Raw genomic sequence first — 14,448 nt, 5'->3', positions numbered from 1 at the left:
CGCGTGCAGGGAGTGCCGATTACGCTGGAACCATGCTTGTGCGGCGTGCGCTCTATCGATGGCAGATGATCGCGGTCGTCGTGCTGCCCGTCTGGCTCGCGGTCGGCTGGGCCATCTTCGGGGGAGGCGGCTGGGGCACGCTCGGCCTCGTCGTCGTGGTTCCCGTCGGGTTCGTCGTGCTCGGCATCGTGGCGCTCCTCATCGGAGTGCGACCGACCGTTCGCCAGGAGCGAGCCGTGTCGTGGACCGACGCCGGTGTGCTCAGTGCCTGGCATCTCGCGATCATCGCGACCGGGTTCTACGGAGCATCCGCGACGCTCTTCGGGGTGCTCGCCATCCTGCTCGCGATCGCGGCGTTCTGGCTCGCCGTGTGGCAATTGGTCACCGACGGCGCCAACCGCGTCAAGGCGTCGATGGCCGAGTTCGAACGGCTCGCGGCCGAACAGTCGCCGTCGTCCTCGGCGCCGTCGACCGGAGCGCCGGCACCTGGAGCCCGCCGCCCGCCGTTCGACGACGGCGGCGACGACGTGATCATCATCCACGAGGTGCGCGAGTAGCACCGCACGGTCTCGCCCGATCATCGAGACGAGGCATCCGTCACCAGCTTTTGCCGGGTGAGCCTCCGGCATGGCACAATGGAGGATTGTGCCGCCGCAGGTCTCTGCCTCCGGGGAGCGCGCACGCACGAGTCGCTCGTGCGAGGCGGCACCAGAACTTCCATCCATTGATCAGCGTTCGACCGGTTGCGGGCGCAGAGAGCGAACCATCATGCACATCCTCGACCATGTCGACGCCGCGAGCCTGAGGTCGGATGTCCCCGACTTCCGCCCCGGCGACACCGTCAAGGTGCACGTCAACATCATCGAAGGCACGCGCGCCCGCATCCAGGTCTTCCAGGGTGTCGTCATCGGCCGTCAGGGCGAAGGCGTGCGCGAGACCTTCACGGTCCGCAAGGTCAGCTTCCAGGTCGGCGTGGAGCGCAAGTTCCCGGTGCACTCGCCCGTGATCGACCACATCGAGGTCGTCACGCGCGGTGACGTGCGTCGCGCGAAGCTGTACTACCTGCGCAAGCTCCGCGGCAAGAAGGCGAAGATCAAGGAGAAGCGCGACAGCTGATCCGCTCCGCGGATCGCGCCCGACGCGAACTCGTCCCCGAGCTCCTCACCCCTAGACTGGGTGAGGAGCTCGGGCGGTTTAATGACAGACGACACAGGCACGCGAACAGATCGCGCGCATTCGGCAACGCCGAACAGACAACGCAGCATCCTCCTGTTCCTTCGAGACCTGCTCGTCATCTTCGTGGTGGCAGTGCTCGTCTCGTTCCTCATCAAGACGTTCCTCATCAGGTCGTTCTTCATTCCGTCGCAGTCGATGGAACAGACCCTCGTGAAAGACGATCGCATCATCGTGAACCAACTGGTTCCCGAGGTCACGCCGCTCGAACGCGGCGACGTCGTCGTGTTCAAAGACCCGGGCGGATGGCTCCCGGCTCGTGTCGAGGAGCCGCAGCCGCCGCTCGTGGCCGCGGTCGACTGGTTCATGGCGTTCGTGGGGCTGTCGGCACCCGACTCGAACGACCACCTCGTCAAGCGCCTCATCGGCCTGCCCGGCGATCACGTCGTCTGCTGCAACGCGCTCGGCCAGATGAGCGTCAACGACGTGCCGCTCGATGAGCCGTACGTCGCCCTGCCGCCGGGTGACACGAAGGCCTCGCGCGATGACTTCGACGTGAAGGTGCCCGAGGGCTCGCTCTGGGTCATGGGCGACAACCGCAACAACTCGAAGGACTCCCGGTACAACGGCTCCACGCCGCTCAAGGGGTTCGTGCCCGTCGAGAACGTCGTCGGCCGTGCCTTCGTCGTGAGCTGGCCGCTCGACCACTGGGCGTGGCTCGACAACTACCCCCAGGTCTTCGACGGCGTCGACGAGGCCGGGCGCTGACATGGCTCCCGTCACCGTGCCGACCCTTCGCGCCGAACGCGAGTTCCTCGCCGGCGCGCCCATGATGCTCGCCTGCGACGAGGTCGGCCGCGGTGCGCTCGCCGGACCGGTCACCGTCGGCCTCGTCCTGATCGATTCGGGGGTGCGCCGCATGCCAGCCGGGCTGCGCGACTCGAAGCTCTTGAGCGAACCGCGTCGCGAGGCGATGGCGCCGAAGGCGTCAGCCTGGGTGCGCGCGTCGGCGGTCGGCGAGGCGAGCGCGGCCGAGATCGACGAGCTCGGCATCATGGCCTGCCTCGGCCTGGCCGGCGCACGGGCGTACGCAGAGCTCTCGGCTGCCACCGAATTGGCCGCCGAGGTGCCGCTGCTCCTCGACGGCAACCACGACTGGCTGAGTGTCTCGATCGAACATCGCGCGCGCGTCGTCACCCGCATCAAGGCCGACCGCGACTGTGCCTCGGTCGCCGCGGCATCCGTCATCGCGAAGGTGCACCGAGACCGCGGAATGCGCCGCGCCCACGATGAACGGCCGCTCTACTCCTGGGACGAGAACAAGGGGTACTCGAGCCGGGCGCACTTCGCTGCGATCGACGAGCACGGTCCGAGCGAGCTGCATCGCACGACGTGGTTGCACGATCGTGCGCCGGCGGCGCTGACTCTCTTCGACCTCGGCGTAGGATGAGTGCGATGGATGAGGACGAGTTCGAAGACTACGACCGCGAGGTCGAGCTGGCCCTGTATCGGGAGTACCGCGATATCGTCTCGCAGTTCAAGTACGTGGTCGAGACCGAACGACGGTTCTACCTCGCGAACGAGGTCGAACTCGTCCGGCGAGACACCGAGCACGACTTCTACTTCGAGCTGACGATGAAAGACGTCTGGGTCTGGGACGTGTATCGCGCCGACCGCTTCGTCAAGTCGGTGCGGGTGCTCACCTTCAAAGACGTCAATGTCGAAGAGCTGGCCACGCGCGAGTTCGAGTTGCCGAAAGAACTCGCACTCGACGAGTAGCACTCTGTCTCCCCAGCGGGAATCACGGGGAGTTCTGCACCGCCGAAGCGTTCCGACCCGCCCAGCGCATCGCCGACCGCGACGCTGGTCGCGGAGGTGGTGCGGATGGCGCACAATGCAGAGCTCGGCCGGCACGGCGAACAGTTGGCGGTCGAGCATCTCGAGGCTCGTGGCATGCAGGTGCTCGAGCGCAACTGGCGGTGTCGCATCGGTGAGATCGACATCGTCGCTCGTGACGGCCGCGACACGGTCTTCGTCGAGGTCAAGACGCGCACCTCGGGGGAGTACGGGCACCCGTTCGAGGCGATCACCCCGCTGAAGCTCGCCCGCATGCGACGACTTGCGATCGCGTGGTGCGAGGCGACGGATGCCGCGGTCTCTCGCATCCGCATCGACGCCGTCGCGGTGCTCGCACCCACCGAGTCGCCTGCGCTCATCGAGCACCTCGAGGGCATCAACTGATGCCCGTCGCTCGCACCCGCTCGGTGGCGCTCCTCGGCCTCGCCGGTTCGATCGTCGAGGTCGAAGCCGACCTCTCCTCGCAACTGCCTGCGTTCGTGATCATCGGACTGCCAGATGCCGCACTGGGCGAAGCGCGCGATCGCGTGCGCGCCGCCGCCGTCAATGCCGGTTGCCCGCTGCCGTCGCGACGATTGACCGTCAACCTGTCGCCTGCGGCCCTGCCGAAGCACGGCTCCGGCTTCGACCTCGCGATCGCGGTCGCCTGTCTCGCGGCGTCCGGAGAGATCTCCGCGGATTCGGTCGAGCAGGTCGTGCATCTCGGCGAGCTCGGTCTCGACGGGCGGCTCCGGCCCATCGACGGCATCCTTCCCGCCGTGCTCGCGGCAGTGCGCTCCGGGTACGACACCGTGATGGTGCCGGCGGCGAACGCCGATGAGGCCGGCCTGGTACCGGGCGTCTCCGTCATCGGCGTCGTCTCGCTGCTCGATGCGGCGATACGTCACGGCGGGGCGTTCGCCGAGCGCGACTTCGAGGTCGTGCCGGCTCCCGATCGCACCGATTCGGTCGAGGAGTCGCCCGGCGATCTCGCCGATGTGGCCGGCAACGAGTCCGCGGTCGAAGCGTTGCTCGCGGCCGCAGCCGGCGGTCATCACGTGTACCTCCTCGGGCCGCCGGGCGCAGGCAAGACGATGCTCGCCTCCCGCCTGCCGGGCATCCTGCCCGACCTCGACACCGAAGAAGCGCTCGAGGTCGCCTCGCTCCGCTCGCTCGCCGGCCGGCCGATGCGCTCTGGCTTGTCCCGCCGCCCGCCGTTCGAGGCGCCGCACCACACGGCGACCGCGGCCGCGATGGTCGGAGGCGGCAGTCGCCTGATCCGGCCGGGCGCCGCGGCTCGCGCCTCGCACGGCGTGCTCTTCCTCGACGAGGCGCCCGAGTTTCCGTCGGCGGTGCTCGATGTGCTGCGACAGCCGCTCGAGTCGGGCAGCATCGCGATCCACCGGGCGAACGCCATCGCGTCGTTCCCCGCGAGGTTCCAGCTCGTGCTCGCCGCGAACCCGTGTCCGTGCGGCAACCACGGGTCGAAGCTGGCCGAGTGCACGTGTCCTCCAGCCGCGCGCCGTCGCTACCTGGCGCGCATCTCGGGGCCGCTCCTCGATCGGCTCGATGTGCAGCTCTGGGTGCCGCGCATCACCGCAGCGGGTCTTCGGGTCGCGGCTGAACGCCCCGGAGTCTCGACCGCGGAGGCGCGCGAGCGGGTCATCGAGGCGCGCGGGCGAGCGGCGAGACGGTTGCGCGGCACGCCGTGGCGCACCAACGCACAGATGCCGGGTCCCTGGCTGCGCGGTGCGGGCGGTCTCCATCCGGGCGGCCGGGCGACCGCTGATCTCGACCGGGCACTCGAGCTCGGGGGCGTGACCATGCGCGGCTACGACCGCATCCTGAAGGTGTCGTGGACGCTCGCCGATCTCGACGGTGCGCCGGCCCCCGGGCTCGAACACGTCGGTCGGGCGCTGTTCCTGAGAAAGGGGCTCTCGATATGACCGCCGTCCGCACCGCAGCGATCGGCTTGCGTGCCGAGCTCGCTGCCGTTCGTCCGCCTGGGTTCGACGACGATCCCGCCGTGCAGACAGAACTCTTCGCACGTGCGCTCCTCGGCGCGGTCGCGGAGCCCGGTGACGGCGTCCTCGGTCGAGTGGTCGATGCCGTCGGCGCCGTCACCGCCGTCGAACTGCTGCTCGACGCGGCGAGCCCGATTCGTCTCGTCGATGAAGTGCTCCGCCGTGGCGGCACCGTCGACGAACGCGAGGCGAAGGGCGGCCTCGACCGTTGGTCGCCTCGCATCGACCACGAGGTGTTCGTACGCTCGCTCGCGCAGGCCGCCCGTGTGGGAGCTCGGCTGATGGTGCCCGGCGACGCCGGCTGGCCGCCGGGAATCGACGAGCTCGGCGTGCACGCGCCGCTCGGGCTCTGGGCACGCGGACGCCCCGACGCTCTCGTCGCTTCTCCGGCCTCGATCTCCCTCGTCGGTGCGCGTGCCGCAACCGGATATGGCGAACACGTGACCATGGAGGCCTCGGCCGGTCTCGTCGACCGCGGCTTCGCCGTCGTCTCCGGCGGGGCGTACGGCATCGACGGTATGGCCCACCGTGCCGCGCTCGCGAGCGACGGCACGACCGTCGCGTTCCTCGCGGGCGGTGTCGACCGGTTCTACCCGATGGGGCACGAGACGTTGCTCTCCCGCATCGTCGACACGGGAGCGGTCATCTCGGAATTGCCGTGCGGCGCCGCACCGACGAAGTGGCGGTGTGTTGACCGGACTACTGTCCGCAGTGGCTATAGCCCCGTGGCAGGCTCGGTGCATGCATCGATTGCCAGGGAGGGTTGTTAGGACTCCCGACCCGCCATTCTGGATCGTGCTGGGTGAGGACGGAGCTTCGCTTTCCCACGTTGAAGCGTTCCTTCTGGACTTTTGGGCGTCCGGGAATGCCGAGTTGAGCGTCAGGTCGTACGCATATGGGATGCTGCGTTGGTGTCGCCACCTAGGCGTGACCCATGTCGAGTGGGACCGAGCAGTCCGGGAGTCAGTACGGGACTTTGTGCTTGCGTGTAAGCAATCGTCATCGCTGTGCACGCAACCCCTGAGTCCACGGACGATCAACCACAATCTCGCTGTGGTATCCGAGTTCTACGGATTTCACATCGCCCAGCAACGAGGTCCCCTGATCAACCCGGTGCCCGAGCGCACACCTTCGCGAGGTGGGCGGTTCGCCGCTCATCACAACCCCGAGACATCACTCCAACATGGACGGAGGGCTGACCTCCGACAACGCGTCCCCGAGACTCTTCCGCGATCGATCTCGGAACAGCGAATCACCGAGTTGTTCCGTGTTCTGGATCATCCTCGCGATCGTGCCTTGCTGGCGTTCTACCTTTCCAGCGCCGCGCGTCCATCGGAACTTCTGGGCGTCAGGATCGAAGATGTGGATCCCGGTCGGCAGCAAATCACAGTGGTGCGGAAGGGAACCCGTGCTCGGCAACGTATACCCGCCGCACCAGCGGCATTCCTCTGGCTGCGCATCTATCAGGAGTCACTCTCCGACGAAATGACTCGGCCTGGACAGCCGGTCTTTTGGACTCTACGCCGGCCGTATCGGCCGTTGACCTACGACGCAGCCCGCGCTCTCTTACGCAAGATCGAGCCAAAGCTCGGTGCGAAGGTGAAGCTTCACGACCTACGGCACACCGCGGCAGCGCAGATGGCTCAGGATCCCGCTCTGAGCCTCGTCGACGTGCAACGCATCCTCGGTCATGCGAATCTCTCCACTACGGAGCACTACGTCCGGCAGCATGACGTTGACGTCCTCGACCGTGTTGCCGAACACCTTCGCGCACGAGAAAACCCGCAGCCAAAGCCCGCACCCTCAACGACCATGCGTTATGACCACCAGGACCTGAACGAGCTAATGGGAGACGCCGCATGGTGAAAGACCTTGCCATCCTCGAAACTCTCGAGGATGATCGCGCCACCGACGACCGCACCTCCACCGGGCTCGCAATCTATCGCGAGCCGTCGCGGCCGAACATAACTCGCGAGGAACTGCTCGAGCTCGCGCGACTCATGCGCAACGAAGAAAACAACGGAACGCGCGACTTCCGCCCGCTCATGGAATTGTTCATAGACCCGTTGCTGCGTCTACCGGGTGAGTCTTGGCAAGAGCGCTGGGCTGCGAGCGGAGCCGAGCAGTTTCCTGGCGCGATGGCGTGGGCGAACGCGTTTCCTGGTCTACGAGACCGAGCGACCGCAACCGGCGCCGGAGCGGGCATGGGCATCTCTCTCCTTATCCGCGCTGATGCCCTTCGCCCGTCCGCGCAGTTCCTCGCACGCAACGGTCGAATCCGTCTTGGCCCTTACCTGCCTTGGTCGTCAACCGGTCTTGAGGAGGCTCACACCGCTTATCACGCCAGTCGAACCAAGACTCCGGCAGATGGGCGACGCGCTCTCTGGGTGATACAAGCAGCTACGGGAAAACACCTCACGGAGGTTACCGTCGAAGACCTTGTTGCATACACGCGGGTCGTCGACGACAAGAAGGTGCGTTCTGCCGCTGGAATCGCGTGGGATCTGCTGAAACATCTAGGCATTGCCCCCGCCGATGCCCCGAGCATGCGTCAACTCGCCCATCGTGGGCGGCGTGACCCACCACAGATTGTTGCGTTCTACGGCGTCGAACCTCCAGCGGTGGCGGAGATGTTCACGCGCTACCTGCGCAACCGCGAGGCGTCCTTGGACTATTCGAGTCTCCGCAGCGTTTCGTACGAGCTCTTGCGGAACTTCTGGGTCCCGCTGCGCGAGCGAAATCCCAAACAAGATGACCTCCGCGTCGAACCCGAGCTTGGGAGGTGGTGGAAGCAATCGATCGTGGCTCGTGCAGACACCCATCGCACCCTATTCGCGGTACGGGCGCTCTATCTTGATATTTCCTCCTGGGCGACCCAGGACGCCTACTGGGCACAATGGGCGGCGCCGTCGTTCATTGCACACTCCGATACCGCTGGCGCGATGAAACAGAAACGGCGCGTCCAATCGGAGATTCATCAGCGAATACGACGGCTCACGCCGGATCTGCCTCGCCTGATTCAGAGCGTCGACCGGGATAAGGATCGACAGAAGAACCTTCTCGACAAAGCGATGAGTGTAGGACTGGGCGAGAGATTCGAGTTCGATGGTGCCGCATACACGCGCCTCCAGCGGCCCCGCAGCGGCTTTTCGCTCAGTAGTATCCCAATCCGAGCTGAGGAAACGCAGGAGGTGGTATCGCAAGCTCGACTCGAAGAACGAGCATTCTGGGCATGGGCGACAGTGCACATCCTGCACGAGACTGGCATTCGCATGGAGGAGCTCCTCGAGCTAACTGCAACAGCCCTGTTCACCTATCAGCCAGTCGGGGCTGAGCGACTCCTGCTCCTCCAGATCGTCCCGTCCAAGTCTGATCGAGAACGGGTGCTGCTCGTTTCACCAGAACTCGCCCACGTCCTTGCAGCGGTCAGACAGCGCATTCGCGGGACTGAGCACACGGTTCCTCTCGCAGTCAGATACGACGACGCAGAGAAGGTCTTCAGCCCGCCGCTACCGTTCCTATTCCAGACCCCCCTGCGCACCCATAATCGGGTTTTCTCACACAGCACGGTCCGCTCGTTTGTTACCTACGCCGTCAAGGTCGCTGGCTTCGGTGACGAGACAACAAGACTCACCCCACACGACTTCCGGCGCATCTTCGCGACCGACGCGCTGCGATCGGGACTCCCAGTCCACGTACTTTCGAAGGTCATGGGCCATCTGAGCCTCAATACCACGCAAGGATACGCAGCGGTCTTTGACGAGGACGTAGCTCGCCACTTTCGAGACTTCGTCGATCGCCGACGCTCGCTGCGCCCGACCGAGGACTATCGAGAACCTACGCACACAGAGATCGAAGAGTTCCAGGCCCACTTCGCAAAGCGGAAGGTCGAACTCGGTACCTGCTCTCGTGGCTACGGCACCCCCTGCGTCCACGAGCATGCCTGTATTCGGTGCCCAATGCTCAGACCCGACCCCGCACAACGGCAACGGCTCGAAGGCATCCGCGCGAACCTATTCGAGCGCCAAAGAGAGGCAGCCCGCATGGGCTGGCACGGGGAGCTGGAGGGCATCGAGATCAGCCTTCGGGCCGCCGATGAGAAACTCACGCAGATGTCGACGATCGTTCGTCTCACCCTCGAACGGAGAGGCCCTCGCCCGTGATCTTTTACATGCTCGCAGTCCCGCAAAGCGCCGCGTCAGGGGTCATCGAGTGGGCAAGGCCCTGGCCTTGATGAGGTTTGGTAACCACGGAAGGCCGTTCTTTGGGAAGATTGCCCGAGGCAATCCAGGGGAGCTATGACGATTACGGAGCATACGCGGAAAGCGCTCTGGAGTCGCGCGCACGATCGATGCGCCTTCCCTGGGTGTATACAAGCGCTGACGATCAACAGCCCTGACGCACAGATCTCGAGCTCGTCGATCGCGATTGTGGGTCAACAGGCGCACATTCGTTCGTCTCGACCGACGGGGCCGCGGTACGACGCCGAGTATCCGCCAGCGAAACTCGATGACTACGAGAATCTCCTCCTGTTGTGCGCAACGCATCACTCGCTGATCGACGCAAACGGTGGCGCGGGCTTTACCGTCGACACCCTTGTCGGTATGAAGCGAGACCACGAAAACCGTCAAGAGCGACGGGGAGAACTGGACGCGACGATCCGCGCCTACCTTTCGGACCGATACGGTGCCGAGAACGCAATTCAATTCCGGCAAGTCGACCTGCAGGTGCCGTCTGTCGACGCCATGTTCGTTGATGTGCCGGTCGGATGTAGACGAGACTCGCCTCTGGCTGAGTTGTTGACACGGATCGCGGATGCTCACCCTGGAGACCCAGAAACGTACGAAGACGCCGCCGGACTTGTTGTCGCCGGAGCGGCGCAGGCGTTACTCCACCCAGATTGGCGGGGCAATGCCGCGCTCATTGGTGGGCCCGGACAAGGCAAGTCCACGGTGCTGCAGTACATCTGTCAGTTCCACCGCGCCCGCCGGCTCGACCTCGACGCGTACAGCGCCGGCGATGAACGGTTAGTGCGTTCGGCCACTATGGCGCGTATCCCTATCCGGGTTGATCTCCGCAAGTACGCTCAGTGGGCAACGAGCGACGAAGCGTCGACTGCAGGTCGACGTAAACACCGACGAGGCCGAACAGGTGCATCTTGGCGCAGCCTCGAAGAGTTCATGATTGAGGACATCAGGCAGCATGTTGGGGCGAAGTCGTTCAAGCGGAACGACTTCGCTGTGCTCGTCGCAACGGAACCGCTCCTTCTTGCGTTCGACGGTCTCGACGAAGTAGCGAGTCTGCCCTTGCGGCAGCGCGTAACTGAGGAGATCGCCCGCGTTCGGGACCGCTTGAATCCGGACGCGGCGAATCTGTCTATTTTGGTGGCGACCCGTCCGGGCAGTTCATTGACGCCGCTCCACGCGTCGTTTCCATCGCTGTATTTGCGACGACTTACGCAGGGACTACGGCTTCAATACCTACAACAGTGGGTGGACGTTACTGGCCTTTCGGAAAGCGCGGCTAGCAACCTGCGGGCCACCTTTATGGACAACCAGCATGTGCCGCATATTCGCGAGCTCGCGTCGTACCCGATGCAGTTAGCGATTCTGCTGCATCTCCTCCATCGGCGGCAACTCCTCCCGCAGCAACGCACGGAATTGTATGAGGCGTATCTCCAGACATTCCTGGATCGCGAGCAGACCGAAGAAAAAGAGCCGTTGCTCGCGGATCAGCGCAAGGTCATCGAGACGACCCACGCATTCCTGGGCTGGTACCTGCAATCGAAAGCAGAGCTGGGCCATAGCTCGGGTTCGATCAGCCGAGAGGAGCTTCGGCGGCTGCTCCGAGATCATCTAGCTGGTCAACCGAATGAACAGAAGCTTGCGGACGATATCTATTCAGCGATCACGACCAGACTGCTGTGTCTCATTGAGCGGGATGGATCCCTCGAGTTCGAGGTGCAGTCGCTTCGCGAGTATTTCGCGGCTCTCCACATGTTTGACAACTTGAATCCGCGAGGCAACGGGAACTCTCGTGACGACGGCCTGAACGCGCTCATGGAGCGCCCGTACTGGTCGAACGTTTGCCGCTTCTTTGTCGGGATGTTGGCGAAGGGGGAGGTGCGCGCATTGCGTGACAACCTTCGCGCTGTTGAGAAAAAGGTTGCGCCCCACCCTCAAATCCGGTCTATGGCCGCGCTCGTCCTGAACGATCGGACATACGACGGCCAACCAGACATTCACCTCCGCGCCGTCGTCGACCAAATTCTGGAAGGCCCTGGCGTGGTCTTCGCCGAAGACGGACTGCTGGAAGTGGGCGGTTCACCGCTTCGACTTGGGGAACGCGCTGGGCGTGCCCAGGCAGTTGACCATCTCAAGCGGCGCCTCGCGGACAACGGGGCCGATGCGTTCTCGGAATCGGTAGCGACCAGTCTTGCTCGACACGCAAGCGACGCCGACGAAATACAGGAATGGTGGTGGTCCCACCACCACATCGGATCACGATGGCTCGCGATTGCCGCTTCGCTACAGTGCTTCCGAGGGATCGAACAGCGTCAGCTTCGCCCCCTTCTCGACTCGCTGAACTCGGCGTCAGGTGGCGAATGGGGCACGGGCCTCCTGGCTCGCGGCGGCTACGACGGGAATGATCATGAGCTCATTCAGTACGTCGTCAACGAACTCAACGCAGGTGCTGCAGGCGCCCTGAGCATCACGACAAATGTGACTGCCATTTCGCACCTGACGAACGCGGCTGAACTAGCGATCTCACGCGATCCGATCCAACGCACTTTGAGCGTCGTACAGCTCAACGCCGGCATTGAAGGTGTCGAGGAAGACGCGTCACCGTTGTTTGCACGGATCATGAATGCGACCAAGCAGATGGTGCGGCCAGTTCAATCCGCCGGTGCTTGGCAACTACGTCTGGTCGCAACTGCCGATGCGTGGGGCGACGGCTGGATCCTCCGACAAGCCGTTACAGCTGCGCCACAATCACTCCCGCTCGCGAACCTTGCGCGCGCATTGCGGCACACCCAACGCGCGCTGGCGGAGGTCATCGACGCGGAAGTCGAATCACGCGCGCACCACAGCGATATCGACTGGTGGCGGAGCAGTTTGAACGCCAGGCGCACCAACGTCGAGCGACAGCTCTGGTTGCTGAGCGTGCTGGCCAACGCGCGCCCGGCCGTCTTGGTCGCGCTCGCTCGGGAACTTGACCAGCTCGTGGCCGGCTTAGCTACACGCGAATATATGTCCGTCGAGAGTGCACTAACGAGATTTGCCCGGCCTCCATTCGGACGTGAAGTGGCAATGGATGAGGCTTTGCGGCTGGGACAGATTGGCGTTTCTGGTCCGACTATGTGGCTGCTGCGTGCCATCGGAACTCCGGCGACTCGCGAGCGAATCGATACGCGCCTTGAGGTACATCTCAGCGAGATCCTCCGGGCCGGAGTTCGCGACGGGGATGAAGTGCTGAGGGCTGTCCATTCCAGTCGCAAGATTCAACCGCAGGCCATGTATGGCGCTCGCGGTGTGCTCGCACCGGGTGGCGCCATTTCCGAGCTCCGCCTTGCCTCGCTCTCGGCACAGGCCGCGAAGGAGATACTGAGCGGACCCGAACATTGGCCGACCGATGTAGTCCAGTTGGCAATCGATGGCATCGGTGCCCGCAATTCAAAGCGAGTCAAAGCGCTCGCTGATGTTGCGAAGACGAACAGGTGGTTCGAGGAGACCTAGATCTAGAGCACGATGAGGGGTAACAAGCTCCGGTCATATCGACCGATCGTAGAAGACCCCAGACGTGCTAACGCTAGCGCCCAGGGGAATCCATCGAACAGCGCCTGGCGAATTCGACGATGGAGCCCGCCGTGTCGGATGCGGAATCGCGCCACAAGATAGTGGTCAGGGAAGCGTGCGATTAGCTGAGTTGGCGGCTGATGAACTCGCGAATGCGGCGCACATCGCCCGGACCGAGCCCCTCGTACTTGTCGGGCCGGAGGATAAGTCGTGGGCCGTTGAAGGTTGCACGAAGGCGGCGGCTCGCGTCGGCCGGTGCACGATCATCCGCCCAGACGAGCGCCGACGGCGCATGCAACTGCAGGTGAGCACGGATGCTGCGCATTCGCCATCCTGGATGTGGCCAGTCGACCCAAGCGACGCAATCGCCGGCGAGCCTGCCTTGGAATCCTCGTTCGACAAGTGCATCGACTTGGGCCTGATTGCGCGCCCACGAGGTGAGCCACGCTACACGGACGCCAGAGCGCCGCGCTTGCTTGTCGAGCGCGTCAATGATGCCCTCGTCATGAGCTAACCACCTCGCATGATGGTGGTCTCCGCGACGAAGCTCGCCTACACGGGGAATCGGCGCGATGGTGCCGTCCACGTCGAGCACTAGAAGGACCCATCCCACGTCGACGGTCACTCCTCTCCTGATGGCGTAGGTGCAGATGGGATCCGAGCTGCGGACCGGAGTGCCAGCTCAGCGTGCTGACGGCATAGGGTCCAAACCCAAGTTCCGATCACGTACTGGCGAGCAGGAGCGCCGCACTCCTCGCACGTCCGTATGCTCTGCCACTCGGCCGCGAGAATGGCCGCATCGAACTCGGGAACTTCGATCGCCGGGTCATCAGTTGGTCGCGCGTAGAAGCAGAGGGCGCCGAACTTGGACTTGCACTGGTGCAGTTCATAGTCGGGCGCGATGGCCTTGAGCTGACGATTTAGCCCGGCCAAGAGGCGGTACCAGCCGGGGCCCACCTCCAAGTGCGTGCCCCAGCTGGCGGGTATCCGGGCAATGACCTCCTTGATCGAGTCAGGGATTTCTTCACTCATGAGCGCTCCTGGGAGGCAGATCTTCACCGGCTCGCTCGTCGAGGGTCGAGCCTCCGATGGTCCGGCGCTCCCGGTGTTCTTCGCCAACGCAGTCAGGCTCAGCGACCTCCAGCGACGTCCGGTTCATTTGACGCTTTCGGGACTGCTCCCGGAATGCTCGCCCGACTCGAAGGCTGCGTAGAACGTCCTTGTCCCAGCTGATCAACCCCCTCCGGCGCCACTCGATCGCTGCGTGCCCACGGAAGGCGTGGAGCACTCGCCGGCGTTCCAAGTATTCGAGACCTGGAGGGAAAGGGGCAGGAAGCCCGTCTGACTCAGGGAGGAGGTGTTGGAAGAGCTCGGAGAAGGTCGGCCCTTGACTGGTTCGATGGCGTACCTGCGCGATGAAGACGGCGGCGGCGAGACCCCATTGGTCGGCCGTACTCTCATCCGTGAAATCTTCGAAGACGTACGCCCATGATGCTGGTGGGGCTACTTGTTTTGTTGGCCACCAGAGATGACTCGCGTCCGGCACCATTCCTCATTTCGCGACCGACGACGTCTCCTGTGCTCGTGCGTCGGCCGGAAGGCAACGAGCAAGCAGCACA

The 14,448-nt window shown here is 64.3% G+C and carries 13 protein-coding genes; 11 read left to right on the top strand and 2 right to left on the bottom strand.

Annotated elements, in window-relative coordinates; genetic code table 11:
- The first annotated feature begins 32 nt into the window (after positions 1-32).
- From AC6CH0_RS14775 to AC6CH0_RS14725, 11 genes are all read left to right on the top strand, one after another.
- Positions 33-557: a hypothetical protein gene (locus tag AC6CH0_RS14775; RefSeq protein ID WP_498102150.1), complete on the top strand. Its 525-nt coding sequence runs from the start codon at positions 33-35 to the stop codon at positions 555-557.
- 211 nt (positions 558-768) lie between these two features.
- Positions 769-1,116 carry a 50S ribosomal protein L19 gene (gene rplS / locus AC6CH0_RS14770; RefSeq protein ID WP_022891840.1) on the top strand — a complete coding sequence of 116 codons (348 nt, stop codon included), beginning with the start codon at positions 769-771 and terminating at the stop codon, positions 1,114-1,116.
- An 81-nt stretch (positions 1,117-1,197) separates the two neighbouring features.
- Positions 1,198-1,941 carry a signal peptidase I gene (gene lepB, locus AC6CH0_RS14765; RefSeq protein WP_498102148.1) on the top strand — a complete coding sequence of 248 codons (744 nt, stop codon included), beginning with the start codon at positions 1,198-1,200 and terminating at the stop codon, positions 1,939-1,941.
- 1 nt (position 1,942) lies between these two features.
- Positions 1,943-2,623, top strand: a complete 681-nt coding sequence (gene rnhB / locus AC6CH0_RS14760; protein WP_498102146.1) for a ribonuclease HII — start codon at positions 1,943-1,945, stop codon at positions 2,621-2,623.
- A 5-nt stretch (positions 2,624-2,628) separates the two neighbouring features.
- The gene (locus AC6CH0_RS14755) at positions 2,629-2,952 is read left to right on the top strand and encodes a DUF2469 family protein (RefSeq protein WP_022891843.1); all 324 of its coding nucleotides are present in this window, start codon (positions 2,629-2,631) and stop codon (positions 2,950-2,952) included.
- A gap of 105 nt (positions 2,953-3,057) precedes the next feature.
- On the top strand, positions 3,058-3,414 hold the full coding sequence (locus tag AC6CH0_RS14750; protein ID WP_498102144.1) for a YraN family protein: 357 nt from the start codon (positions 3,058-3,060) through the stop codon (positions 3,412-3,414).
- Complete coding sequence (locus AC6CH0_RS14745) at positions 3,414-4,955, top strand: YifB family Mg chelatase-like AAA ATPase (RefSeq protein ID WP_498102142.1); 1,542 nt, start codon at positions 3,414-3,416, stop codon at positions 4,953-4,955. Before AC6CH0_RS14750 ends, AC6CH0_RS14745 begins: the two co-directional genes overlap by 1 nt.
- Positions 4,952-5,803 carry a DNA-processing protein DprA gene (locus tag AC6CH0_RS14740; protein ID WP_498102140.1) on the top strand — a complete coding sequence of 284 codons (852 nt, stop codon included), beginning with the start codon at positions 4,952-4,954 and terminating at the stop codon, positions 5,801-5,803. Before AC6CH0_RS14745 ends, AC6CH0_RS14740 begins: the two co-directional genes overlap by 4 nt.
- A complete protein-coding gene (locus AC6CH0_RS14735) occupies positions 5,775-6,899 on the top strand; it encodes a tyrosine-type recombinase/integrase (protein WP_498102138.1) in 1,125 nt (374 codons plus the stop codon). Before AC6CH0_RS14740 ends, AC6CH0_RS14735 begins: the two co-directional genes overlap by 29 nt.
- Positions 6,893-9,196, top strand: coding sequence for a tyrosine-type recombinase/integrase (locus tag AC6CH0_RS14730; protein ID WP_498102136.1), 2,304 nt, complete (start codon positions 6,893-6,895; stop codon positions 9,194-9,196). Before AC6CH0_RS14735 ends, AC6CH0_RS14730 begins: the two co-directional genes overlap by 7 nt.
- A gap of 135 nt (positions 9,197-9,331) precedes the next feature.
- Positions 9,332-12,769, top strand: coding sequence for an NACHT domain-containing protein (locus tag AC6CH0_RS14725; RefSeq protein ID WP_498102134.1), 3,438 nt, complete (start codon positions 9,332-9,334; stop codon positions 12,767-12,769).
- A gap of 181 nt (positions 12,770-12,950) precedes the next feature.
- Here the strand turns inward: AC6CH0_RS14725 and AC6CH0_RS14720 are convergent, their stop codons facing one another.
- Together AC6CH0_RS14720 and AC6CH0_RS14715 are read right to left on the bottom strand one after the other, a co-directional pair.
- A complete protein-coding gene (locus tag AC6CH0_RS14720) occupies positions 12,951-13,454 on the bottom strand; it encodes an HAD domain-containing protein (RefSeq protein ID WP_498102132.1) in 504 nt (167 codons plus the stop codon).
- Positions 13,451-13,861, bottom strand: coding sequence for a hypothetical protein (locus AC6CH0_RS14715; RefSeq protein ID WP_498102130.1), 411 nt, complete (start codon positions 13,859-13,861; stop codon positions 13,451-13,453). The genes AC6CH0_RS14720 and AC6CH0_RS14715 overlap by 4 nt, the downstream gene beginning before the upstream one ends.
- Between the last annotated feature and the right edge of the window lie 587 nt (positions 13,862-14,448).

It is taken from the genome of Agromyces sp. GQ35 (assembly GCF_059758475.1).
This window is presented reverse-complemented; position numbering and strand designations above follow the sequence as displayed.